The sequence below is a fragment of the Burkholderia sp. PU8-34 genome (assembly GCF_053427725.1).
Genome location: NZ_JBSAXC010000001.1, coordinates 196876 through 222498, shown reverse-complemented (window position 1 = coordinate 222498; position 25623 = coordinate 196876). Strand labels below are relative to the sequence as shown.

The following is a 25623-nucleotide window of genomic DNA, read 5'->3' as shown; positions in this document are numbered from 1 at the left end:
CCATGCACTCGGAACGGTCCAACTGTTGCCCGGTCACAGCAAGCTCGAAAGCACGGTCCGGTACCAGGGCATCGATGTTGACGATGCGCTCGAGATGAGTGGGATGGAACGCGATATGGTCGTGCGCCGGTGTGCGAAGGTCCGGGTACTGATGGGCGTCATCGCGCTCATTCTGCTTGTGACAGGTGGGTGGATCATTCACCAGACTCGGGCGGCCGCACGCCAGACTTCCCTTGTATTGGCATCGGCCGCGATGGCGGCGAACGACGCGGGAATCCATGACCGCGGAATGCGCTTCGCCGTGCTCGCGATGGGGAAAGGCTGGTTCTCGCCGGGATCGGTCGAAGCAGAACTGGAACTCATGCGTGGCGCGCACGCATCAATGCAGATTGCGCTGCTCGGCGGGCATCAGGAGCCGGTTGATTCCGCCGTCTTCAGCCCGGACGGCAAGCGGGTGGTGACCGCGTCCTGGGATGGGACCGCGCGGGTGTGGGACGTGGCCACGGGCAAACAGATCGTGCTGCTCGGCGGGCATCAGGGGTGGGTTTATTCCGCAACCTTCAGCCCGGACGGCAAGCGGGTGGTGACCGCGTCCGCGGACAGGAGCGCGCGGGTGTGGGATGCGGCGACCGGCCAGGTCATCGCGCCACTTATCGGACATCAGGGGTGGGTTTATTCCGCCGCCTTCAGCCCGGACGGCCGGCGCGTGGTGACCGCGTCCGCGGACAGGAGCGCGCGGGTGTGGGACACGGCGACCGGCCAGGTCATCGCGCCGCTTATCGGACATCAGAGACCGGTTTTCTCCGCCGTCTTCAGTCCGGACGGCCAGCGGGTGGTGACTGCGTCCGCGGACAAGACCGCGCGGGTGTGGGATGCGGCGACCGGCCAGTTGATCGCGCTGTTCACCGGGCATCAGGGACCGGTGAGCTACGCAGTCTTCAGCCCGGACGGCCGGCGTGTGGTGACCGCATGCGATGACAAGACCGCACGGGTGTGGGATGCGGCGACCGGCCAGGTGATCGCGGAGTTCATCGGGCATCAGGGGCCGGTGAACGCCGCCGCCTTCAGCCCGGACGGCCAGCGGGTGGTCACCGCATCCGTGGATCGGACCGCGCGCGCGTGGGACGCGACGATGGGCGAACAGATCTTGCTGCTCGGCGGGCATCAGGAGCCGGTTGTGTTCGCCGCGATCAGCCCGGACGGCCGGCGGGCGGTAACTGCGTACCGTGACAGGACCGCGCGGGTGTGGGACGTGACGATGGGCAAACAGATTGCCCAGCTCAGCGGGCACCAATGGGCAGTGGTGTCCGCCGCCTTCAGCCCGGACAGTCAGCGGGTGGTGACCACGTCCGCGGATCAGGCCGCGCGGGTGTGGGATGCGGCCACGGGCAAACAGATCGTGCTGCTCAGCGGGCATCAGGGGGCAGTTTCTTCCGCCGCCATCAGCCCGGACGGCCAGCGGGTGGTGACTGCGTCCGCGGACAGGACCGCGCGGGTGTGGGACGTGGCCACGGGCAAACAGATCTTGCTGCTCAGCGGGCATCAAGCGCCGGTTGATTCCGCCGCCTACAGCCCGGACGGCCAGCGGGTGGTGACCGCGTCCGCGGATCAGACCGCGCGAGTGTGGGATGCGGCCACGGGCAAACAGGTCGTGCTGCTCAGCGGGCATCAGGGGGCAGTTTCTTCCGCCGCCTTCAGCCCGGACAGCCAGCGGGTGGTGACCGCGTCCGCGGATCAGACCGCGCGAGTGTGGGACGTGACCACGGGCAAACAGATCGCCCAGCTCAGCGGGCATCAAGCGCCGGTTGATTCCGCCGCCTTCAGCCCGGACGGCCGGCGCGTGGTGACCGCGTCCGCGGATCAGACCGCGCGGGTGTGGGACGCGGCAACCGGACAGATGATCGCGCAGCTCGGCGGGCATCAGCGGGCAGTGGGTTCCGTCGCCTTCAGCCCGGACGGCCAGCGGGTGGTGACCGCGTCCGCTGACGGAACCGCGCGGGTGTGGCCTGTCCGATGGCTCATGCAGTATCGAGGTCGGCGCCTGGCCGAAGCGGTGTGCAAGGAAAAGCTCGTGGGCACCAACCTGCTCACTGGCGATGATGAAGCAGCCCTTCCTCTCATACGCGGGCGCCAGGGCGAAAACGTGTGTGAACGGTAGCGTGAAGACCGGCGGCATGCCCACGATACGTCCCCTCCCTGATTGTCGATGTCGTCGGCGGGTTCCACTGTGCACTTGTGCTGTTCGCCGATAAATGGCGCCAACCTATACTCATTGAGTATCGGGCGCTCATTCGACGGGCCCCGACCGAGGGAATCGCTGCCAGCACGAAACCGTGGGAGGCGGGTATGCGCTTCGAAGCATTTTCGTTTGGTTCCATCCGCATTGATGGCGTCACCTACCTGCATGACGTGGTGATCGACCATGGGCAGGTTCGCAAACGCAAGAAGAAGCCCTCCAGGCAGTTCCGCGAGGCCTTTGGGCACACACCGCTGTCAGCGGCGGAAGAGATACCCTGGAAGTGCCGTTGGCTCGTGATTGGGACCGGCACCGGGGCGCTGCCGGTCATGGACGAGGTGAAGCACGAGGCCAGGCGTCGGCGAGTCGAACTGGTCATCCTGCCGACCGCGGAAGCCATCGCCAGGCTCAAGGAACGCCCGGACCAGACCAACGCGATCCTGCATGTCACGTGCTAGACCGCACGTCGGCACGGTTTTCGGGTTCGATTCCTGATGCGTCCTGGCCGGCTGGCGCGACAACGGGCGAGAAATGCGCTGCTGGGCGGTTTGTCGTGGGTCGCGATGGTCCTGGTTCGGCCAGACAGAGTCTTTCAAGATCGCGCAATAAATGACTCGAAGCGGCGCATCGGCGGACTCTGCACGAAACTGTTGGCTCAGCGGGCTTCCGGTGTCATCCGCTTCGATTGCAGACTGAGACGCTGCGGCGCCGTCGCGATCAATGAGATTCCTGGCTGAAAAGATCGTCGACGATTCTGCGCGCCGCGCTATACCCGCCAAGCAGCGCATCGGCTTCGGTAGTAAAGGGGCGGCCGCCCGTTGCGCCATACCTTAGCGGAGCGAAGGTCGCGACGATGTGACCTGCCTGAAATACCCGGACCACTGCGGCATAGCCCGGACTCAATACCGTTCGTTCGACTGGAAGCAATGTGACGTCCGACTCGACGGTCACTTCAAGCAGGATGACGGATATCGCTGACGATCGTCAGCCGTGGATTGCGACCAGCCATTCGAAGCGAACCGGCCGCTCGGGGTGCGTGCTCGTTCCCGCTGCTGTCCGCAGCCTCGGAATTCGACACCACGGTCAAATGCAGCGGTGTGATCGTCACGCTCAATGGATCTTCGTCAAGCGAAGCAGCGATGTCGACCGTGCGCAACAAGATTGAGTGCTGGCGAACGACGAGCTTCATTGTTCGGCTGAGGATTCAACAGGTCGACCTACGCGTCATTACAAGTGACCCACAGATAACCGCGGCTCAAGCAAGCTCCCAACCCCCAATTTCCGCAGACCATTACCGGGGAACCCCCAAGTGCCACACGAAAAGCCTCCGCGTTACCCTTGACTAACGAGGAGACGAACCATGAGAAGAGCCGTACACGTCGCTGTTTTTGCGCTGCTGGCGTATCTCGTTGCTGATCGCGCGCTTCTGCATGCGCAAGGTCGCGATGCCACCCCGCTTGCGTGCGCCCAAGGCTCGGAGCGGGTGAAGCATGACGCGCTCAGCCGGGGCTTCGACGATGCCGCAGCCAACAGTCAGGGCGAGGCGTTCATGTCGGCCTGCCTCGTGACGGGGAGGGGTGGGAAGGACGTGGCGATTGCGGACAATTGAATCGCAATCGCTGACCCATTACTGCCGCATGACGAGACGGGAGCCCATCCCCTGCGGCTACGTCTTCTTCCTCGCTTCAATGGCAGCAACGACACAATAGCCGGCTGCCGCAAGCCACAAGCAACCGAACAGCAGTTGCGCGTCATTCGACGACTGGAAATTCCCTTCGTTCTGGTAGCTGCACATCAATTGCGCACCAATCTGCAGGCAGCCGGTGCGGATGGCGTCGAAAAACGACCACAGTTGATACAGACCTAGCGCCAGGAAAATCACGGCAACCCGCGCAAATGTCTTGGATTTCTTCATTATGCTTCCCATTCCCCGATCGGGCCGCAGACTTCAATTAGTTTGTGCCTGACCCGATGACGCTACACGAAGGCACGGGCCGTGTAAATCCGAACAACCGGCGTCCCCGGCTCGGGTGCGTTGCATGCGAGGCGACCCATCGGGGACGGCCTCCGACAATGGCCGAAGTGAAAGTCGCATACCGACAAATGTCCCGGCACTGCGCCTACGCATCCCAATAGCCTGCCATCGGCAGAAACCCAAATCCTTTCGATTCGTCAGGTGATGGGTTGTGCTGCGGGACGTCATTAAAAATGACGAGAGCACGCGTCTGTCATGAAGGAGCGGGGCGTGGTTTCAATTCGCGGTGTCGACCGCACCGGTGATCGATTTCTCGGCGCCGGCGCAAAAGCCGAACGCGGCAGCCAGTCAGTGAGTTTCCGGCGCCGGTGCGCGGCCCCGCTCAGGGCCGCCGCGCCCCCGCCTTCGCAAACGCGCCCCGCACCTCGAAGCGGATCGTATCCGCGACATTGCCGCGCGCATCGACCAGTTCGAGCCGATGCCGGCCAGGCCACGGCAGCCACGCGACACGATCCGCGTGCCCGATCACCTTGTCGTCGAGCCGCCACGAAAACTTCGTTGCGTGTCCCGCGGTGCGCTCGAACCAGATCCGCTGATTCTTCGGCGGAATATCCGGGTCGATCGCGAAGATCGTCCCGTCGGTCGGCGCGCCGATCGTCAGCGGCGCGCGCGGCCCGTCTTTGCCAGACGCCACGGGCGCCGCCAGCCGGACCGTATCGACCGCGGTGCCCGCGACGAACCATTCGTTGCGCGACGGTTCGATGTCGCGTTCGAACGTGATGCGGCGCGCTTCGACGCCAGCGGGCGGACGCGACGCGCGGCTCGCGACATCGCGATGCAGGTAGCCGGCGACCGCCGACCAGACGGGCGCCGCGCCGGTGACCCCCGACACGTCCCACATCGGCGAGCCGTCCGCGTTGCCGACCCATACGCCGACCGTATAGCGTGACGTGTAGCCGACCGCCCAGTTGTCGCGCATGTCCTTGCTGGTGCCGGTTTTCACTGCCGAGAAGAAGCGCGTCGCGAGCGGGTTGTCGAAGCCGAACGTGCGCACGCGCGCATTGTTGTCGGCGAGGATGTCGGTGACGACGAAGGCCGCTGCCTCGCTGAACACGCGCGTACCGTCGGCGGCACGTGCGGGCATCGACGCTGAAGCCGGAGCCGGAGCCGGAGCAGCCGACGCAGCCGGCACAGTTGAAGCGGGCAAGTCGACGGTCTTGCGCGCGACGCCCCCGTTCGCCAGCGCGCGATACGCGTTGGTCAGCGACAGCAGCGTGACATCCGCGCTGCCGAGCGCGAGGCTGAAGCCGTAATAGTCGCCTTCCTGCGCGAGCGGCAGGCCGAGGGCGGTCAGCGTGCGCGCGAAGCGGTGCGGCGTGACGAGCACAAGCGTGCGCACGGCCGGCACGTTCAGCGAGCCGCCGAGCGCGCTGCGCACGCTCACCCAGCCCTTGAAGTCCTTGTCGTAGTTCTGCGGAATGTAGAGGCCGCCGCCGGCCGCGAGATTGATCGGCGCGTCGTCGAGCAGCGAGGCTGCGGTCAGCCGTTTCTCGTCGATCGCCTCTGCATACAGGAACGGCTTCAGCGTCGAGCCGGCCTGGCGTGGCGCGAGCACTGCGTCGACGTCGCGCGCGTTCGACAGCGCACCGGACGAGCCGACCCACGCGCGGATCTCGCCGGTCGCGTTGTCGATCACGACGACTGCGCCGTCCTGCACGTTGCGCCGATGCGCGGGCGCATTGAGTTCGGTCAGCGCGCGGGTCAGCGTGTCGCGCGCGAAGCGCTGCAGCGACGCGTCGAGCGTCGAGCGGACCTGTACGCCCGCGGCCGGCCTGACCTCCGCCGCGATGCGCCGCGCGAAATGCGGTGCGAGCGCCGCGCCATCGTCGCGACCGGCGCCCGCGGGGCGTGACGTGACGAGCTGCACGTACCCGTCGAGCGACGCGCACGCGTCGGCGGCCTGCATGTCGCGGAGGATCCGGCACGCGCGTTCGGCGACTTTCGCGGCGTTCGCGTTCGGCGCGCGCACGAGCGCCGCGGCAACCGCGGATTCGCGCACGTCGAGCCCGGACGGCGCCTTGCCGAACAGCGCCTGCGACATCGCATCGAGCCCGACAGTCTCGCCGCGGAACGGCACGAGGTTCAGGTAGGCCTCGAGGATCTGGTCCTTGCGCCAGCCGCGTTCGAGCAGCAGCGCGTTCACGGCCTGCGAGGCCTTCTGCGGCAACGAGCGCTGGCCCGAACGGCGCGGCGAATCGCCGAGCAGGCCCGCGAGCTGCATCGTCACGGTCGACGCGCCGCGCGTGCGCTCGTTCCACAGGTTGCCCCACGCGGCGCCCGCGATGCCGCGCCAGTCGACGCCGCTATGCGCATGGAAGCGCTTGTCTTCGGACACGACGATCGCTTCGCGGAACGCGGGCGACACGTCGGCGAGCGCGACCCAGTCGCCGCGCCGTTGGGTGAGATCGACGCGCGTGCGCTGCAGCGGCGTGCCGTCGCGCGCGAGCAGCACCCAGTCGGAGCTGCGCCATTGGTGGCGCACGTCGTCGTAGGACGGCAGCGCGTGCGCGGCGAGCGGGGCCGCGAGCACCACTGCGATGAAGAGGCGGCCGACAATACGGGCGACAGGCGCCGGCCCACGCGAAACGAAACCCTTCATCGCACGCTCACGACTTGCCCGCGTCGGCCGGCTTGACGGTCACCGGCGGATTCGGCCAGAGCCCGTACACGGACGGCGCATACAGTGCTTCGACGCGCGTCGGCGGCAGGCCGAACGTCCCGACATTGTTCAGCCGCACCGTGTATTCGACCGAGAATTTGCCCTTCGGCAGGTAGTCGTAATACGCGCGGTAGCCGTCGAAGTCGCGTTCGACGAACGCGGGCCATGCGCCGTCTGTCGTCTTCTCGCCCTGCGTTGCCGCCTCGGAATTACGGCCGAGGCCGGACCCGAGGATCGTCGCGCCGGACGGAATCGGATCGTTGACGACGACCCACGTCATGTCGCTCTGCGCATCGATGTCGAGATGGACGCGCACCACGTCGCCGCGCGTCAGCACGCCGTTGACCGCGGGCGACACCGGCGTGACGGTCTTCGTGATCCGGTAGCCGGCGGCGAACGGCGCGCGCAGCGGCACCGCGGCGAGGCTTTCGACCGTCGCCCACGGGCGGCCGGTGCCGTCCTGCACGACGCTCAGCGTGCCGGGCTGCGCGGCGCGCGGCCACGGCAGCAACACGCTGCGCGCGGCGGCGGCCCGGGTTGCCGGCGTTGCCGAGGCGGGCATGGCGGGCGCCGGTGCGGGCGCGGGCAGCGCAGCCGGCTGCGACCACGCGATCGCGCGCGTGTCGCCGCCGAGCGCGACCTTCGTCGTGCCGCTGACCGGCGTGCTCTCGTAGGTGCGCGAGAAGCGTTCGACGGCGAGCAGGCCGAGCGCGTTCGATGTCGTCGTCTGCCACGCGCCGCGCTGCTGCAGCGCGAGCAGGCCGGCCGTCACGCGCGGCATCTCGTCCTTCCATGCCGGGTCGCCCGCGAACTCGAGCGCGAGCCGCGCAGCGTTGGTCTCGTTGTTCGTCATCAGCCACCACAGATCGTCGTTGCGCGCGGTCGAGAACACGAGCTGCGTGCCCTGGTACGTGAGCCGCGCGCGCAGGATCTGCTCGACCTGCGCGCGTTTCTCGTCGCGCTGCGGGATGTCCTTCACGCGCGTCAGGATCGCGTGATAGTCGATCACGGCCGACGTCGGCCACTGGTTCGGCGCGATTTCAAGCGAGCCGAGCATCCGGCCTTGCGCGGCGCCGTAGCGCGACAGCGCCTCGATCGCCGCGAGCTTGCGCAGGTCGCGGTCCTGACGCGGCGCCCACGTGTCGCGCTCGATGCGGCCTTCGACGAAGCGCGCGAGCCCGGTCTCGAGCTGCGTGCGCACGTCCTCGGGCAGCGCGAAGCGCGCGTCGGCGCGGCTCGCTTCGTCGGACAGCACGAGCAGGTACGAAGACAGCGTCGGGCTGCCGTAATGATCGTTGTCGGACGGCGGCGGGAAGTAACTCGCGAGCCCGTCGCGGTCGAGGTAGACGGGCATGCGCGCGGTCAGCGCCTGCCATTGCGCGGGATCGCGCAGGCCGATCGCGCGCGAGGCCTGCTGTTCGAGGCAGCGGTACGGGTAGCGCTCGAACCAGCGCCGCACGCCCGGCAGGCCGTCGGCGAGCTTCGACTGCAGCGACACGGCGATGCCGCCGCGCGGCGCGCCTTGCGCGTTAGGAGCCGCGCCGGCCGGCGGCGCGACGGGCAGCGTGAGCGTGCCGTCGACCTGCGTGAGCGTCGCCTGCTGCACGGTGACGGGCAGCGCAGGCACGACCTTCTGCGCGATCGCGAGCGCGTCGGCGGCACGCGCGCCGCCTTGTTCGGCCGCTTCGATGCGCCAGTTCAGTGCGCCGGCCGCATCGAGCGCCTGCTCGGGCACGGTCACGGTCCACGCCACTTCGCTTGCGCCGTTCGGTGCGAGCGATACCGTCTGCGGCGCGACGTCGAGGCCCGTCGCGTGCGGCGTCACGACGACCTTCATCGTGCGTTCGGTCGTGTTGCGCAGCGTGACCTGCGCGCGGAACGCGTCGCCTTCGCGCACGAGCGGCGGCAGGCCGGAGATCAGCTGCAGGTCCTGCGTGCTGCGGATCGACGTGCTGCCGCTGCCGAAGCGGTCGGGGCCGACGGCCGCGATCGCGACGATCCGGAAGCGGGTCAGCGCATCGTTCAGCGGTACCTCGACGGTCGCGCTGCCGTTCGCGTCGAGCGTCACGCGCGGGTTCCACAGCAGCAGCGTGTCGAACAGCTCGCGCGTCGGCGCGGTGCCGCCGCCGCCGCCGGCCGGCACGGCCTTGCGGCCGAAGTGGCGGCGGCCGACGATTTCCATCTGCGCGGTGGCGGTCTCGACGCCGTACGCGCGCCGCCGCAGCATCGCGTCGAGCAGGTCCCAGCTCTGGTTCGGCATCAGTTCGAGCAGCGCCTCGTCGACCGCGGCGATCGCGACCTGCGTGCCGGCCGGCGCCGGCTGGCCGCCGGGCAGCGTGACCTTCACGTGCGCCTGCGCCTTGCCGCGCACGGCGTAGCGGGTCGCGTCGGTCGTCACGGTCACGCCGAGCCGGTGCGAACCCGTGCCGACCTTGATCTCGCCGAGGCCGTAGCGGAACGCGGGCTTCGACAGGTCGACGAACGCGGTCGGCGCCTCGTAGTGGCGGCCTTCGCGCCAGAACGCGCGCGCCCAGTCGAGCGGCGCCTTCCAGCCCCACGTGAAGAACGAATACCACGGCACTTCGCGGATGCGGCCGCGCAGCGCGAGCACCGACACGTAGACGTTCGGCCCCCACGATTCGCCGACCTTCAGGTCGACGGTCGGGTTCTTGCCGTTCAGTTCGACGATGTGCGTCTCCATCACGCCGCCGCGTTCGACGGCGACGAGCGCGGTCGCGTAGCGGAACGGCATCCGCACCTGGAAGCGGGCCGTTTCACCGGGTTCATACGACGTCTTCTCCGGAATCACGTCGATCCGGTCGGTGTTGTCGCCGCCGAACCACAGCTCGTCCTCGCGCGTGACCCACACCGACGACGACGCGTTCGACGTGCGCCCGTCGCCATCCTTCGCGACGGCGATCAACTGCACGTTGCCGGCCTGCTCGAGCGTCGCGTCGCACGCCATGCGGCCCTTGTCGTCGGTCTTGCCCGAGCACAGCACGCCGAGGTCGCGCGTGTCGCTCTTGTTGTCGTATGCGTAGAAGCCGCCGACCATCCGCTTGCGCGACGACGTCGTGATGTGCGCGACGCCCTTGATCTCGATCGGCACCGACGCGCGCGGCTTGCCCTGCAGGTCGAGCGCAATCGCCTGCACGGGTACGCGCTGGCCGACCGATACCCAGTGGCCGGCCTTGACGCCGGCGACGACTGCGGCCGGCCACAGCATCGTGTCGCCGCGAATCGTCTGGACTTCGCCGTTCGGATCCGCAAAGGTCGCTTCGAGCGCGAGGCGCTTCGGCGCGTCGACGGCCGGCAGGCCCTTCAGCGTGACCGAGCCGGAACCGTTGCGGTCGAGCGTCAGCGGCAGCTTGTCGGCGATCAGCTTCGTCGCGTCGGGATCGTTGTCCGCGCGCGATGCGCTGCCGCCGCTCTCGTCGTTCCCGCCGTCCTGCGCGTCGTCGGCGGCCATCCCGTCGCTCGTGTCGGGGCGGTACGGCGCAAAGCTGAAATCTTCATAGCGGTCCGCGAACGGCGGCGATGCCGATTTCATCAGCGCCGACACCTGCACCGGCAGGTTCGACGCGCCGCCGCCGGACACGTAGTCGATCTGCACCGCGAGCGGCGCTTCCTTCACCGCGACAAGCGGGCTCTTCTGCGCGTCGCGCGCGCCGATCGTGCCTTTCAGGACCGGCAGGCGGAACGCCTCGACCCGGAAGCTGCCGCTGTAGTAGCTGGACGTCGGCGCATCCTCGGGGCCGCCTTCGAGTTCGACGCTGTATTCGCCGAGCTTCGCGGCGGGCGGCAGCGTGAATTGCGTGTCCGCGCTATGGTCGGCGGTCCACGTCAGCGGCAGCCGGTAAGTCTGCCCGCTGCCGAGATGGCGGATCGTCACGCGCGTCGGATATTGCGACGGGAACGCGAGGCTCTGCAGCGTCTCGGTGCGCACGAAATGCTTCATCGATACCGTCTCGCCGGCGCGCAGCAGCGTGCGGTCGAACACGGTGTGCGCACGCACCGTCGGCGCGCTGTCCATGTCGGTCGGCACGTTGAAGCGCCACGCTTCGATGCCGCGGTTCCAGCCCGAGCTGACGAACGCCATGTCGGGGCCGGTCTTCGGATCGTCGACGCGGGCCGACACGAAGTAATCGTCGTAGCGATCCGACTTGCATGCGTGCTTCGGCTCGAACGGCCCGTCGATCTTCAGCAGGCCCTGCGCGTCGGTCTTGCCCGCCGCGATCTCGTCGCCGTTGCAGTCGGACACCCGCACCTGCGCGTTCGGCACCGGCTTGCCCTTGTCGAGCGTCGTTACCCACACGAGGCTGTTCTCGCGGCCCTGTTTCAGGTGCACGCCGAGATTGGTGACGAGCACCGCGGTGCGCACGTACATGCTCGACGGCTTCGCGAGCAACGAGCGGCCGAGCGCCGGCGACGCGAGTTCGAGCACGTAGAAACCGGGCTTGTCGATCGGCACGCCGACGATCTCGAACGGGCGCAGCGTCTTCGGGTCGGCCTGCGGCAGCGTCAGCGTCTGCACGCCGGCTTCGCCTTTCAAAAGCGACAGCGAACGCACGTCGATGCGGCGGTCCTTCGGCGCGGGCGGGCGTTCGCCTGCCTGAAGCGGCACATATACAGGGTGTTGTCCGCCGCGCCGGAGCAGGCCGGGGATCTGATCGTCGATCGACCCGGCCGTCATCGACCAGTTGTCGAAGCGCTCGACGAGCCGCATCCACTGGCGGATCGCGGTGTCGTTCTCGACCTTCAGGTTGGAGAACTGCGCGCCGCCCGCGTTGAGGCCCGCGATGTGCAGGTCGGCCTCGACATTACGCAGCGTGACGGGCACGAGCGCCGGCATGCCGGGTTCGGCGAAACGCTCGACGATGCCGAACGTGCCCGACGAGAATTTCGCGAGCGGCGGCATCGGCGCGGTGCGTGTCGCGAGCGGGAACAGGTCGGCGTTGCTGAGCGTGCGCCCGGTAACGTCGCGCAGGCCGGACGGCAGCTCGATCGTCAGCGCGGCCTGCGCGGGCAGCGGCGGGGCGAACGTGACGGTCGTCACTTCGTCGCTTTTGTCGTCTGCCGCGAAGTTCGGCGCGAGCGAGCCGTCCGGGCCGCGCAGCCGGATCGCTTCGGCGTTCTTGCGCGTGATCGGCGCGTTGAAGGAGAGCGTGAGCGGGCGCAGCGGCGTGCACGGCGCCTTCGCGTTTTCGCGCTCGCACGAGAAGCTCGCGGCGAACGGCGCGCGCACTGTGAAATCGAAGCGGCGCTCGGTGTCGTTCGCGATGCCGCTCGGGCTCGCGACGCCTTTGCCGTAGACGAGCTGCATCTTCGCGCTCGACGGCAGCGCCTGCGCGCACGACAGCGTCAGCACGCGCGCGGCGTCCTTCTTCAGGTCGAAGTGGTCGAGCAGCGTCTTGCGCGTATCCGCGTCGGCGTTCTCGACCGGGATGCGGTTGCCGATGCCGGCCGCCTCGCACCAGATGTTCGCGAGCGCCGAGCGTTCTTCGGCCGGGCCGTTCAGCTTGATCACGAACACCTGGCGTTCCTCGATCTCGCGCGAGCCGGGCCGCACCGACACCGGGAACGGGCCGCCCGTCTGGAACGTGAAGCGGCGCGGGCCGGTGGCCGCGTTGCCGGCGACCGAGCGCAGCCCGTCGTTGAGCGCGACCGCGCAGCGCACGCCCGGCGGCAGGTCGTTCTCGAAATCGTAGACCCAGGTCTTGTCGTCGAGCCAGTGCCCTTGGCCGCGCCCGGCGGCAGAGTCGGTACAGGTGACGCGTGCTGGATTCGGCGCGGACGCCGAGCCGAACGCGACCATCGGTTCGTCGAACTTGACGACGGACTGCCGCACTTCGGCGACGGTGCCTTGCGGCGACACGCTCACCGTGCGCGCCGCATCGGCCTGCAGCGATGCGGCTGCGGCGGCCCCGAGCGCTGCGACGGCGCCGATGCGCCAGAGCAGCCGTGGAAGGATTCGAAAGGGTTTGTTGTGATTCTTGTCGTGCTGCTTCATCGCTCGATTGCCCTCGGAGGGAAGCTTTCTGTTTGATTGCACGCGATTCTAACCGACCGGCATTCATGCACTTGCGGGCGGATAGCCTGGCACCGTTGTGCGACACGCGGGTGCATATCGCAGACATGTCGCGTCGACGATACAAAAATCGATCGAAAAATCGATTGTCACGGATTGCGGAACATTTAATGGACTATAAAAAGATTGTCCGATCCGAATTGTGCGCGTACATTTCAGGCCCCGCGCCAAAGTTTGAGAAATATCAAGCGTGGTTTTCCCGAATCTGGCGTCCGAGAGAAGGAAGCATGCACAACGACAACACTCCCCACTCGCGTCGCGCCGGCGATGCTGCCGCCGGCATCACGCGGCGCCAATGGCTGCAGGGCGCACTCGCGTTGACTGCCGCGGGCCTCACGGGCTCGCTCGCGCTGAAGGCGCTGGCCGATAACCCGGCCGCCGCACAGCTCGACACATTCATGACGCTGTCCGAAGCATTGACCGGCAAGAAACCGCTGAACCGCGTGATCGGCGAGCGCCTGATGCAGGCGCTGCAGAAGGGCTCGTTCAAGACGGCCGACGGCCTGTCGCAACTTGCGGGTGCGCTGTCTGCGGGCACGCTGACTCCCGACCAGGAAGGGCTCGCGCTGAAGATGCTCGAGGCGTGGTACCTCGGCGTCGTCGACAACGTCGTGATTACCTATGAAGAGGCATTAATGTACGGCGTCGTATCCGATACCCTCGTGATCCGCACGTACTGCCCGAACAAACCCGGCTTCTGGGCCGACAAACCGATCGAGAGGCAAGCCTGATGGCCGATACACAACAAGCCGACGTCGTCGTCGTCGGGTCGGGCGTCGCAGGCGCGATCGTCGCGCACCAGCTCGCGATGGCGGGCAAGTCGGTGATCCTGTTGGAAGCCGGCCCGCGCATGCCGCGCTGGGAGATCGTCGAACGCTACCGCAACCAGCCGGACAAGATGGATTTCATGGCGCCGTACCCGTCGAGCCCGTGGGCGCCGCATCCGGAATACGGTCCGCCGAACGACTACCTGATCCTGAAGGGCGAGCACAAGTTCAACTCGCAGTACATCCGCGCGGTGGGCGGCACGACGTGGCACTGGGCTGCGTCCGCGTGGCGCTTCATCCCGAACGACTTCAAGATGAAGACCGTGTACGGCGTCGGCCGCGACTGGCCGATCCAGTACGACGATCTCGAGCACTACTACCAGCGCGCGGAGGAAGAGCTCGGCGTGTGGGGCCCGGGCCCCGAGGAAGACCTGTACTCGCCGCGCAAGGAGCCGTATCCGATGCCGCCGCTGCCGCTGTCGTACAGCGAGCACACGATCAAGACCGCGCTCAACAACTACGACCCGAAGTTCCACGTCGTGACCGAGCCGGTCGCGCGCAACAGCCGCCCGTATGACGGCCGGCCGACCTGTTGCGGCAACAACAACTGCATGCCGATCTGCCCGATCGGCGCGATGTACAACGGCATCGTGCACGTCGAGAAGGCCGAGCAGGCCGGCGCGAAGCTGATCGAGAACGCGGTTGTCTACAAGCTCGAGACGGGCGCGAACAAGCGCGTCGTCGCTGCGATCTACAAGGACAAGACCGGCGCGGACCATCGCGTCGAGGGCAAGTATTTCGTGCTGGCCGCGAACGGCATCGAGACGCCGAAGATCCTGCTGATGTCGGCGAACCGCGATTTCCCGAACGGCGTCGCGAACAGCTCCGACATGGTCGGCCGCAACCTGATGGACCATCCGGGCACCGGCGTGTCGTTCTATGCGAGCGAGAAGCTGTGGCCGGGCCGCGGCCCGCAGGAAATGACGTCGCTGATCGGCTTCCGCGACGGCCCGTTCCGCGCGACCGAGGCGGCGAAGAAGATCCACCTGTCGAACATGTCGCGGATCGAGCAGGAAACGCAGAAGATCTTCAAGGCCGGCAAGCTGCTGAAGCCCGCCGAGCTGGACGCGCAGATCCGCGACCGCTCCGCGCGCTATGTGCAGTTCGACTGCTTCCACGAGATCCTGCCGCAGCCGGAGAACCGCATCGTGCCGAGCAAGACGGCCACCGACGCGGTCGGCATCCCGCGTCCGGAGATCACCTACGCGATCGACGACTACGTGAAGCGCGGTGCGGTGCACACGCGCGAAGTCTACGCGACGGCCGCGAAGGTGCTCGGCGGCACCGACGTCGTGTTCAACGACGAGTTCGCGCCGAACAACCACATCACCGGCGCGACGATCATGGGTGCGGATGCGCGCGACTCGGTCGTCGACAAGGATTGCCGCACGTTCGACCATTCGAACCTGTTCATCTCGAGCAGCGCGACGATGCCGACCGTCGGCACGGTGAACGTGACGCTGTCGATCGCGGCGCTCGCGCTGCGGATCTCGGACACGCTGAAGAAGGAAGTCTGACCGTGCTGAAACAAACTCTCACCTTCCTCGTGGCCGGCTGCCTCGCGCTGCCCGGCCTGACCCGCGCGGACGACGCGACGGGCAGCGGCGCCGACGCGGCGCTCGTGAAGCGCGGCGAATACCTGTCGGTCGCCGGCGACTGCATGGCGTGCCATACCGCGAAGGGCGGCAAGCCGTTCGCGGGGGGGCTGCCGATGCCGGTGCCGCTGCTCGGCAAGATCTACACGAGCAACATCACGCCCGATCCGGACACCGGCATCGGCAACTGGACGTTCGAAAACTTCGAGCGCGCGGTGCGGCACGGCGTGTCGAAGAACGGCGACAACCTGTATCCGGCGATGCCGTACGTGTCGTACACGAAGATCAACGACGACGACATGAAGGCGCTGTACGCGTACTTCATGCACGGCGTCGAGCCGGTCAGGCAGACGCCGCCGAAGAACGAGATCCCGGCGCTGCTCAGCATGCGCTGGCCGCTGAAGATCTGGAACTGGCTGTTCTTCAAGGAAGGCACATACGAGCCGAAGCCGTCGCAGAGCGTCGAGTGGAACCGTGGCGCATATCTGGTGCAGGGCCTCGCGCACTGCAGCACGTGCCACACGCCGCGCGGCTTCGCGATGCAGGAGAAGTCGGTCGACGAGACGGGCGGCAGCTTCCTGTCGGGTTCGCTGCTCGCGGGCTGGGACGGCTACAACATCACGTCGGATCCGAACGCGGGGATCGGCGGCTGGACGCAGGCGCAGCTCGCGCAGTACCTGCGCACCGGCAGCGTGCCGGGCGTCGCGCAGGCGGCCGGCCCGATGGCCGAGGCGGTCGAGCACAGCTTCTCGAAGATGACCGACGCGGACATCGGCGCGATCGCGACGTACATCCGCACGGTGCCGGCCGTCGCCGACAGCAGCGCCAGGCAGCCGCGCTCCACCTGGGGCACGCCCGCCGAGGACGGCCTGAAGCTGCGCGGCGTGCCGCTCGCGGCGTCGGGCATCGACCCGGCGCGGCTGTATCTCGGCAACTGCGCGACTTGCCACCAGATGCAGGGCAAGGGCACGCCGGACGGCTACTATCCGTCGCTGTTCCACAACTCGACGGTCGGCGCGTCGAACCCGACCAACCTCGTGCAGGTGATCCTGAACGGCGTGCAGCGCAAGGCGGGCAGCGAGGATGTCGGGATGCCGGCGTTCCGCCATGAGCTGTCGGATGCGCAGATCGCCGCGCTGACGAACTACCTGACCGGGCAGTTCGGCAATCCGGCCGCGAAGGTGACCGAGCAGGACGTCGCGAAGCTGCGCTGAGCGGCGCGCGACGGCGGGCAGCCAACTTTCACGAGAGGAGGCGCGCAGCACATCGGGCGGCGCCCGATGCGGTTGTTGCAGAGCGGGGCGGGCGGCGATTGCCGTCGCCCGTCCTGGTTCATTGACAAGTGGATGCGCTTCTACGTTGCGCATCGCGTTCGTTGATCGATCACCATGACACCGCGCCAATCGTTTCTCGCGTCGCAACGCGACGTACTGCTGTTGCTTGCCCGTATCCTGATCGTCATCCTGTTCATTGCGTTCGGCTGGCCGAAGCTCATGCATTTCTCCGGCACCATCGCGTTCATGGGCAAAGAGGGCGCGCCCGCGCCGATCATCTCGGCCGTGATCGCCGTCGTGATGGAACTCGTCGTCGGCATCGCGCTGCTCGTCGGGTACTACACGCGGCCGCTGGCGCTGCTGCTCGCGCTGTACACGATCGTCGCCGCGATCATCGGCCACCACTACTGGTCGATGGTGGACGGCGAACAGGCGAACAACATGATTCATTTCTACAAGAACCTCGCGATCGCCGGCGGTCTGCTCGCGCTTTGCGCGGCCGGCCCCGGACGTTTTTCGATCGATCGCGGCTGACCAGGCGCGCGCATGGGGCGCGCGTCGTGCGATCAAGACACAGAGGGGGCAATATCTTGCGATTCAAACACTTCGCATTGCTGATGGCGGCGGCGGTGCCCGCGGCCGCTTACGCGCAGACGAGCGTGACGCTGTACGGCCGGATCGACGGCGGCGTCGAATACCTGAACCACATCGCGACGCCGAACGGCAGCGCGACGCGCTGGAGCGCCGAGGGCGGCGACTGGGGTACCAGCATGTTCGGGCTGAAGGGCTTCGAGGATCTCGGCGGCGGGCTGTCGTCGGTGTTCAACCTGGAAACCGCGTTCCAGGTGATGAACGGCACGACGGGCGGCGGCCGGATGTGGTCGCGCCGCGCGTATGTCGGCCTGAAGAGCGACACGTGGGGCCAGTTGCAGGCCGGCCGTAACCTGTTCATCGACAGCGACGGCGTGTGGGAGTTCGACCCGTTCGTCCAGCAGGCGTTTTCGTCGGCGTCGCTCGTGCGCGGGCGCAACTGGCAGCAGACCAGCAACAACGTCGAATATCACAGCCCGGTGATCGGCGGCTTCGACGTGCAGGCGCAATATGCGTTCGGCAACCAGTCGCGCGGATTCAACTACGGCGCACCGGACGATTTCGGCCGCTCGGACGGGATCATGATCTCGTACCACTCGCCGATGCTCGACGCGCGCGGCATCTACGACGAGCTGCGCGACAACAACGGCAAGTTCAGCAACATCTTCACGGCGTCGCGCGAGTATTTCGTCGGTGCGAACGTGAAGGTGTCGAAGTTCAAGATCCAGGGCGCGTATACGCACTACCAGGCACCCGACAGCCCGGCGGGCGTCGCCGATCGCGCCGATCACTTCTGGCTCGGCGCGACCTACGTCGCGAATCCGCAATGGGCGGTGACGGGCGGCGGGTACTACGTGAGGGTCGGCGACGGCGGCGGCGATGCGTCGCACGATCCGTCGGGCCACGCGATGATGTACGTGCTCGGCACGACGTACAACCTGTCGAAGCGCACGTTCCTGTACGGCACCGTCGCGTATGTGCGCAACGGCGGCAACTCGAACTTCTCGCTGCTCGCGACACCGCGCGATGCGAGCCCGAACACGAGCCCGCTGGCGGGGGAGTCGCAGACGGGTGCGTATGTCGGGATGATGCATAATTTCTGATGCGCGTGCGATGTTGCCGGGGCGCCGTCCGCCGGCCGCCGTTTCGGGACATCGCGCACGACGCGGCGGCATGGCGGCCGTCGCGTCGCCTCCGCCAACGTTACTGCATCGCTCGCGACAGCCGGTCGGTCAATCGAGCGTCTTGCCCGCCTTCTCGTCCATGCACCGCAGCGCAAGCAGCGTCAGCACGCCGCAGCCGATCGCATACCACGCGGGCGCATTCGGATTGCCGGTCGCCGCGATCAGCCACGTGACGAAGAACTGCGCAAAACCCCCGAAGATCGCGACACCGACGCTGTACACGAGCGCGCCGCCCGTCGCCCGCACCGCGCGCGGGAACAGTTCGCCGAGCATCGCGCCCGTCGCGCCGATGTTGATCGCGTGCACGACGGAGAGGGCCGCGATGATCGACAGCAGCGACGCAGCGCCCGGCCAGCGGTTCAGCGCGATGAAGGCCGGGTAGATCGCGGCCATCAGCACGACGCGCGTCCACCAGACGATCCGGTTGCGCCCGTAGACGTCCGACAGGTGGCCGCCGATCGGCGTCACGAGCATCAGGATCGCACCGGCGACACAGCCGGCCATCATCGACAGCCAGGTCGGCAGGTGCAGCACCTGCACGCCGTAGATCGCCATGTAGAACACGATGATGTAGTGGATCGACGTGCCGCCGATCGTCACGCCGAGCCCCGCGAACACGGCTTTGCCGTGGTGGCGCAGCACGTCGGCGAGCGGCAGCGACGCGACCTTCTCCTGCGGTGCCGGCGCAGGCGTTGCGGCCGGCACTTCCTCGACGGTGTGACGCAGCCAGTAGCCGATCGGCACGAACAGCGTGCCGATGACGAACGGCACGCGCCAGCCCCAGCTTTCGAGCTGCGCGGCGTTCAGCGTCGACGTCAGCGCGACGCCCGTCAACGCGCCCGCGAGCGCGGCGAGCCCCTGGCTCGAGAACTGGAACGATGCATAGAAACCGCGGCGATGCTGCGGCGCCTGTTCGAGCAGCAGCGTCGTCGACGCGCCCACTTCGCCGCCCGACGCAAAGCCTTGCAGCAGGCGTGCCAGCACCAGCAGCAGCGGCGCGGCGATGCCGATCTGCGCGTAGGTCGGCGCGACCGCGATCGTGGCGGTGCCGAGCGCCATCAGCAGCAGCGTCGCGATCATCGCGCGCTTGCGGCCGACGCGGTCCGCATACATGCCGATCACGAGCCCGCCGAGCGGCCGCGTGACGAAGCCGACACCAAAGCTGGCCACTGCGAGCATCAACTGGCCGAACGACGAATGCACTGGAAAGAACAGCTTGCCGATCAGGATTGCGAAGAAACTGTAGACGGTGAAGTCGTAGAACTCGAGCGCGTTGCCGACCGCGGCAGCGGCGATCAGACGGCGCCGCTTTGCGGCGGCGCGCGTGTCGACCGGCGTGCCGGCGAAGTTGAGGGCGGACGTTTCCATGATGCTCCCGATGAACGCGAGACTGCGAGATGAAAGGCCGTCAGGCCGCGAGCCAGGCTTCCGCGACGCGGACCCAGTAGCTCGCGCCGATCGCGAGGATGTCGTCGTTGAAGTCGTAGCCAGGGTTGTGCACCATGCAGCCGCCCTTGCTGCCGGTCCCGTTGCCGATGAACGCGTAACAGCCGGGGCGCGCCTCGAGCATGAATGCGAAATCCTCGCTGCCCATCAGCGGCGCGGCATCGGCCTCGACGCGCTCCGCGCCGAGCATCTGGCGCGCGATGCCGGTCGCGAACGCGGTCGGTTCCGGATGATTGACGAGCACGGGATAGCCGTAGTCGTACTGCACGTCGGCCGTCACGCCGAAGCTCTCGGCCTGGCCTTTCGCGAGCGCCTCGATGCGGCGCGCGAGCAGCTGGCGCACGTCGGCGCTCAGCGCACGCACCGACAGCTTCATCACGACGGTCTCGGGGATGATGTTGAAGGTCTCGCCGGCCTGCACGCTGCCGACCGTGATCACGGCCGCCTGCTGTGCGTCGACTTCGCGCGCGACGATCGTCTGCAGCGCGACCATGATGCTGCCGGCTGCCGACATCGGGTCGCGCGCGAAATGCGGCATTGCGCCGTGCCCGCCAACGCCGCGCAGCGTGATCGTCACGCGGTCGGCGGACGCCATCGCGGCGCCCGTGCGGAACGCCATGTCGCCCGCCGCGCGGCCCGGCATGTTGTGGATCGCGAAGATCGCGTCGCACGGGAAACGGTCGAACAGGCCGTCGTCCATCATCGCCTTCGCGCCGCCGAAATTCTCCTCGGCGGGCTGGAAGATCAGGTTCAGCGTGCCGGAGAACCTGCGCGTCGCCGCGAGATGCCGGGCAGCGCACAGCAGCATTGCAGTGTGGCCGTCGTGGCCGCACGCATGCATCTTGTTCGCATGGCGGCTTGCATACGGCAGGCCCGTCGCTTCCGCGAGCGGCAGTGCGTCCATGTCGGCGCGCAGCCCGATCGTGCGCGTGCCTTGCCCTTCGCGCAGCACGCCGACGACGCCCGTCTTGCCGATGCCGCGGTGCACTTCATAACCCCAGCCGGTGAGCAGCTCGGCAACGAGATCGCTCGTGCGCGTCTCTTCGAACGCGAGTTCGGGATGAGCGTGGATGCGGCGGCGCACCTCGATCAGCTCGGGCGCGATCGCGGCGATGCCGGGGATGACGGGGTTCACGGCTTGCGGCATGGTGTCTCCTGTGGGGCCGGTGGGGCGTTTGACGCGCATATGACGTCGAAGCATATAAATTTCTTTCGCGCACCATAAGCTGATAAATTGCTTTGGTGCTCACCACCGGTTGCCGCTAGGGAACACCCTGACCGGGTGTCCGCGAGATGCATCCGGGTTATCCCGTATCACACGCGTTGCCATGAAATACCATCAGCTGAAAGCGTTCGTCACCGTCGCGGAGGAGGGCAGCATCCGCGCGGCCGCGCGCCGCCTGAACGTGTCGCCGGCGGCACTGACGAAGGCTGTCAAGGAACTGGAGATCGCGCTTGGCGTGTCGCTCGTCGTGCGCACCGCGCGCGGTGTGCAGCTGACCGGCTTCGGCCAGCAGCTCCAGGTGCGCGCGCGGCTGATCGTCGCCGAAATGCAGCGCGCGCGCGACGACATCGAGCAGGCGCAGGGCGCGATGACGGGTTCCGTCGCGGCGGCCATCACGCCGGCCGCCGCGGTGACGATCCTGCCCGATGCGTTCCGGGCGTTCCGGCGGCGTTTTCCGGTTGCCCGCGTGAGTCTTGTCGAGGGCTTCCCGGGCGTTGCGCTGCCGCGGCTGCACGACGGCTCGCTCGATTTCGCGGTGGCAGTCGTCGTGCCCGAACTGCTCGCGGCCGAGTTCGATCACGCGGAGCTCTATGCGAGCCGGTCGCTGATCGTCGCGCGCAAGGGGCATCCGCTCGCGAACGCGACGTCGCTCGCCGATCTCGTCGACGCCGACTGGCTGATGAACCCGTCGCCGGAAAGCTCGACGCAAGTGCTGTTCAACTGTTTCGTCGCGCACGGGCTGCCGGTGCCAGCGCGGATCGTCGAGTGCCCGAGCTTCGGGCTTGCGCACAGTCTGATGACGGGCTCCGACCTGCTCGCGTCGATGCCCGAGCAACTGCTGAACGCCGACTGGGCGCGCGACCGGTTTGCGGTGCTGCCGATCCGCGAGCGGCTGCCGGCCGTCTCCGTGCAGGTCATCACGCGCCGCGACAGCCCGCTCACGCCGGCTGCGTCGATGCTGCTCGATTGCCTGCGCGACTCCGCGCGGCGGCAAGGGCTGAGGTGAACCGGCGATTCGACGCTTCGACGCTTCGGTCTTCGACGCTTCAACGCTTCAACGCTTCAACGCTTCAACGCTTCAACGCTTCGGTCGAATTGTTAAGCTATCTTGATCATGTGACGTAGCCCGCTGCGCGCACCCGTGTTGCAGCCCGCGCTGGCGGGCCGGCGGCATCCGGGCAACACGCGGTTTCGGTGTGTCGCCCGAGAGCCGGTATCATTACGGCCGGCCGGCAGCGCCGGCCGAACTCTTACAACATCGCAAATCAGCATCCAGCATTCAGAGGCGTCACATGACCAGTGCAACCCAATTCGACAATGTGTCGGTCGTCAAGCGAGCCAACGTGTATTTCGACGGCAAGTGCGTATCGCACACCGTGCTGTTTCCGGACGGCACGCGCAAGACGCTCGGCGTGATCCTGCCGTGCGCGCTCAACTTCGGCACGGACGCGCCCGAATTGATGGAAGTGCAGGCCGGCAAGTGCCGCGTGAAGCTCGACGGCAGCAGCGAATGGCAGACCTACGGCGCAGGCGAGTCGTTCTCGGTGCCGGGCACGAGCCGCTTCGACATCGAAGTGCTGGAAACGCTCGACTACGTCTGCAGCTATCTGTGACGACGTCGGCGCGCGAGCGTTGCCGCGTCGCGCCGGTATCCGGCCGATGCAGCGCGCAGTGGAGCGCGCCGGCCGTTCAAAAGGAAAAGCCCCGCGCGATGCGGGGCTCGTGACATCGTGACATCGCGGATGGCGCAAGGCCATCCGGCGGGCACGTTACAGGCAGGCGTTGATGTCGCCTGCCGCATCGGCGCCGGTGCCGCGGAAGCCGACCCAGGTCTTCGCGCTCGCGGTCTGCGCCGGGCGGATCATGGCAGCCGCGCCGTTCGGCGGTTGCTGGCCCGGTGCGTAGACGTCGGTCGCGAGGCCGTTCGCGAGCACGTTCTGCGAGACGACCTGCTGCTGGGATTTGTCTGCCCAGGCCTTCGCGATGCACGCCGACACTTCCTGAGCAGGTTTCTGGCTTTGCCCCACGTTTTGCACGGCAGGCGACGGATCGGCCGCATGAGCAGAAATGGCGACGGTCAATGCGATGAGCGGTAAGTATTTCACGTTATCTCCCTCGGGTCGTGATTGAATGAGCCGGATGCGCAGCAGTACTGCGTAAAGTGAGAGTGCACCGTGCAAGCAGGGTTCCGGCGATTCCGAAACAAGATGTTAAGGCGCTTGCCAAACGGTGGATCCGATGCTGCGCATCGGCCATGCGATGCATTCGCATGCCGGTGTCGTGGCGCACTGCGCGTCACGTGATGGTCTCGCTGCCCGAGCTTGCGGAGGTTGCCGGCCACGGCGTGCGGCATTCGTGCGCATGCCGCGCTGCGGCTCGTTATCGTGGAACGGCTGAATGAAGGCCCCGTCGCATGATGCACACGATGACAAACTTTCGCTTGTCGATCTGTCAAGCAACTTCAAATGCGGGGCGACGGACAGGCGGCGATCGTTCGCGTCGGCGATCACGCACGATCACACACGATCACGCGCGCGAACGTGCCGAATCGATGACGCTGCCGGCGGGGCGCCGGCAGCATAGAGAGAACGGATCCGATCAACCGGCCTCGTTCGACGAACCGAGCCTGCGGCGCGTGTTGACCGGCACGATCGGCCGGAAGCGCTCGCGCTTGTGTTCTTCGTCGAAGTGCTGCAGCGCGGGCTTGATCAGGTCGCTGCGCGATACGAGGCCCGTGATGCGCAGCGATTGCGCATCGTCGACGACCGGCAGTCGTTCGAGGCCGAGCACCGCGAGACGCGTCGCGACAAGCCGGCATGTCTCGTGCGCGAGCGCGACCGCGGGCGCGCAATTCGGGAGCACGTTCGCGACCGGCGTATCGGGCGTGTACCGTGCGCGCTGCGCATCGAGCAGCGTGCGATCGACGACGCCGAGCAGGCGGCCGTTCTGCACGACCGGATACGCGCGGTGCGTCTGATTCGCGCCGAAGTAGTCCGTTTCGACGTTCGCGAGCGTCGCCGCGCCGTCGATCGTGACGATCTTGTCGGCGTGCGTCATCACCTCGGCGACGTCGTGCCGCTCGAGCGGATCGACGCCGTATTCGCGATAGATGTGATAGCCGCGGCGCGCGATCTTCTCGGTCATGATCGAGCGCTTCATCACGACGGTTGCGAAGCCGTGTGCGACGAGCGTCGCCGCGAGCAGCGGCAGCAGCGCATTCGTATCGTGCGTGAGGCCGAACGCGAACACGATCGCGGTCAGCGGTGCGCCGAGCGTCGCGCCGAGCGTCGCGGCCATGCAGACGAGCGGCCACAGCGCCGGATCGCCGCCCGGCAGCACCGGCGACAGCACGGTGCCGAGGCCCGCGCCGAGCATCAGCAGCGGGGCGAGCACGCCGCCCGACGTGCCCGAGCCGAGCGCGATCACCCACATCACGGCCTTGACGACCAGCAGCGCGAGCGCCACCTGCAACGCGATGTGCTGATGCAGCAGATCGCCGATCACGTCGTAGCCGACGCCGAGCGCGCGCGGCTGCAGCCAGCCGCCAATGCCGATCACGATCGCGCCGAGCGCCGGCCACCACATCCAGTGCACGGGCAGCTTCGCGAACGTGTCCTCGACGCGGTAGAGCGCAGCCGACAGCCCGCACGCGAGCATGCCGGACAGCAGGCCTGCGACCACGCACGACAGCAGCGCGACCGGCGACGGCGCGGCGGTCGTCAGCGGAAACAGCGGGTCGACGCCGAAGAACACCGCACGCGCGAAGCCGGCAACCGCACAGGCGAGCGCGACCGGCAGGAAGCTGCGCGGGCGCCATTCGAACAGCAGCAGTTCGACGGCGAGCAGCACGGCGGCGACGGGCGTGCCGAACACGGCGGTCATGCCGGCCGCGGCGCCCGCGACGAGCAGCGTCTTGCGCTCGGCGGCCGTGACCTTCACGCACTGGCCGCACAGACGATTAACTTTTAACTTTACAAGGAGATAAGTTTAAGAAGTGGCGCGTTGAGCGGGGCAAATTTTCAGGCCCTATTATCGATACAGGCGATTAAGTTAGCGCTCACCGGCCCTATTTCTCGGGCACATGAAAAGCCGTCTGCTTGAAGTAGCCAGCCGGGGCATTGTTCAGTCTGGGGCGCATTAAAGCCATGGAACAAACGTACTGTTCCATTTCCTCTTCAATGGCTGAGCAGCCCGACGATATCGTTTACCCCAATAGCCCGCGTTCGAATAACAAACATTTGTTCACTGTAAGAATTTGGGTGCGCCCGGCAGCTATTGTCAACGCTTTGCGTATGAATCGCAGATCGACGGCACGCCTTTGCAAGCATCGCACATAAAACTACGAAAGGGCGCCGAGTTATCAAATTGAAACATCGCGTTGATAAGTTTGCGCGGAATATCGGCTCATGTACGTTAAATTTCATTGAGCTAAATTGATTAAATAGGATAACGAATTAACAATT

General features: G+C 67.1%; 17 protein-coding genes and 1 pseudogene. 10 read left to right on the top strand and 8 right to left on the bottom strand.

Translation table 11 applies throughout. From position 1 onward, the window contains the following. Positions 1–94: 94 nt before the first annotated feature. On the top strand, positions 95–2158 hold the full coding sequence (locus tag ACV22Z_RS00925) for a WD40 repeat domain-containing protein (RefSeq protein WP_448075132.1): 2064 nt from the start codon (positions 95–97) through the stop codon (positions 2156–2158). 188 nt (positions 2159–2346) lie between these two features. Further along, positions 2347–2694: an MTH938/NDUFAF3 family protein gene (locus ACV22Z_RS00920; protein WP_448074443.1), complete on the top strand. Its 348-nt coding sequence runs from the start codon at positions 2347–2349 to the stop codon at positions 2692–2694. Positions 2695–3188: 494 nt separating this feature from the next. On the opposite strand, the gene ACV22Z_RS00915 is transcribed toward ACV22Z_RS00920, so the two are convergent. Beyond that, positions 3189–3425: a hypothetical protein gene (locus tag ACV22Z_RS00915; protein ID WP_448074442.1), complete on the bottom strand. Its 237-nt coding sequence runs from the start codon at positions 3423–3425 to the stop codon at positions 3189–3191. Between the two features lie 171 nt (positions 3426–3596). Between ACV22Z_RS00915 and ACV22Z_RS00910 the strand changes: the two genes are divergently transcribed. Beyond that, the gene (locus ACV22Z_RS00910) at positions 3597–3845 is read left to right on the top strand and encodes an adhesin (protein ID WP_448074441.1); all 249 of its coding nucleotides are present in this window, start codon (positions 3597–3599) and stop codon (positions 3843–3845) included. Between the two features lie 57 nt (positions 3846–3902). Here the strand turns inward: ACV22Z_RS00910 and ACV22Z_RS00905 are convergent, their stop codons facing one another. From ACV22Z_RS00905 to ACV22Z_RS00895, 3 genes are all read right to left on the bottom strand, one after another. Further along, complete coding sequence (locus ACV22Z_RS00905; protein ID WP_448074440.1) at positions 3903–4151, bottom strand: hypothetical protein; 249 nt, start codon at positions 4149–4151, stop codon at positions 3903–3905. Between the two features lie 442 nt (positions 4152–4593). Continuing rightward, positions 4594–6870 carry a penicillin-binding protein 1C gene (gene pbpC / locus ACV22Z_RS00900; RefSeq protein ID WP_448074439.1) on the bottom strand — a complete coding sequence of 759 codons (2277 nt, stop codon included), beginning with the start codon at positions 6868–6870 and terminating at the stop codon, positions 4594–4596. 7 nt (positions 6871–6877) lie between these two features. Continuing rightward, positions 6878–12940 carry an alpha-2-macroglobulin family protein gene (locus ACV22Z_RS00895; protein WP_448074438.1) on the bottom strand — a complete coding sequence of 2021 codons (6063 nt, stop codon included), beginning with the start codon at positions 12938–12940 and terminating at the stop codon, positions 6878–6880. A gap of 305 nt (positions 12941–13245) precedes the next feature. Between ACV22Z_RS00895 and ACV22Z_RS00890 the strand changes: the two genes are divergently transcribed. From ACV22Z_RS00890 to ACV22Z_RS00870, 5 genes are all read left to right on the top strand, one after another. Then, a complete protein-coding gene (locus tag ACV22Z_RS00890; protein WP_448074437.1) occupies positions 13246–13749 on the top strand; it encodes a sugar dehydrogenase complex small subunit in 504 nt (167 codons plus the stop codon). Next, positions 13749–15362 carry a GMC family oxidoreductase gene (locus ACV22Z_RS00885; protein WP_448074436.1) on the top strand — a complete coding sequence of 538 codons (1614 nt, stop codon included), beginning with the start codon at positions 13749–13751 and terminating at the stop codon, positions 15360–15362. Before ACV22Z_RS00890 ends, ACV22Z_RS00885 begins: the two co-directional genes overlap by 1 nt. Before the next feature lie 2 nt (positions 15363–15364). Continuing rightward, on the top strand, positions 15365–16654 hold the full coding sequence (locus ACV22Z_RS00880; protein ID WP_448074435.1) for a c-type cytochrome: 1290 nt from the start codon (positions 15365–15367) through the stop codon (positions 16652–16654). Between the two features lie 174 nt (positions 16655–16828). Further along, on the top strand, positions 16829–17248 hold the full coding sequence (locus ACV22Z_RS00875) for a DoxX family protein (RefSeq protein ID WP_448074434.1): 420 nt from the start codon (positions 16829–16831) through the stop codon (positions 17246–17248). Positions 17249–17304: 56 nt separating this feature from the next. Beyond that, entirely contained in the window at positions 17305–18408 is a 1104-nt protein-coding gene (locus ACV22Z_RS00870) for a porin (RefSeq protein ID WP_448074433.1), read from the top strand. 129 nt (positions 18409–18537) lie between these two features. Here the strand turns inward: ACV22Z_RS00870 and ACV22Z_RS00865 are convergent, their stop codons facing one another. Together ACV22Z_RS00865 and ACV22Z_RS00860 are read right to left on the bottom strand one after the other, a co-directional pair. Next, complete coding sequence (locus ACV22Z_RS00865) at positions 18538–19857, bottom strand: MFS transporter (RefSeq protein ID WP_448074432.1); 1320 nt, start codon at positions 19855–19857, stop codon at positions 18538–18540. 40 nt (positions 19858–19897) lie between these two features. Next, positions 19898–21082 carry a M20 aminoacylase family protein gene (locus ACV22Z_RS00860; protein ID WP_448074431.1) on the bottom strand — a complete coding sequence of 395 codons (1185 nt, stop codon included), beginning with the start codon at positions 21080–21082 and terminating at the stop codon, positions 19898–19900. Positions 21083–21263: 181 nt separating this feature from the next. Between ACV22Z_RS00860 and ACV22Z_RS00855 the strand changes: the two genes are divergently transcribed. Both ACV22Z_RS00855 and ppnP read left to right on the top strand, forming a co-directional pair. Then, on the top strand, positions 21264–22166 hold the full coding sequence (locus ACV22Z_RS00855) for a LysR substrate-binding domain-containing protein (RefSeq protein ID WP_448074430.1): 903 nt from the start codon (positions 21264–21266) through the stop codon (positions 22164–22166). Between the two features lie 286 nt (positions 22167–22452). Further along, positions 22453–22773: a pyrimidine/purine nucleoside phosphorylase gene (ppnP, locus tag ACV22Z_RS00850; protein ID WP_448074429.1), complete on the top strand. Its 321-nt coding sequence runs from the start codon at positions 22453–22455 to the stop codon at positions 22771–22773. A gap of 156 nt (positions 22774–22929) precedes the next feature. Here ppnP and ACV22Z_RS00845 read toward each other — a convergent pair whose 3' ends face one another. Together ACV22Z_RS00845 and ACV22Z_RS00840 are read right to left on the bottom strand one after the other, a co-directional pair. Next, a complete protein-coding gene (locus ACV22Z_RS00845) occupies positions 22930–23265 on the bottom strand; it encodes a hypothetical protein (RefSeq protein ID WP_448075131.1) in 336 nt (111 codons plus the stop codon). Between the two features lie 493 nt (positions 23266–23758). After that, a pseudogene (locus ACV22Z_RS00840) lies at positions 23759–25114 on the bottom strand (chloride channel protein); the annotation flags it as partial. Between the last annotated feature and the right edge of the window lie 509 nt (positions 25115–25623).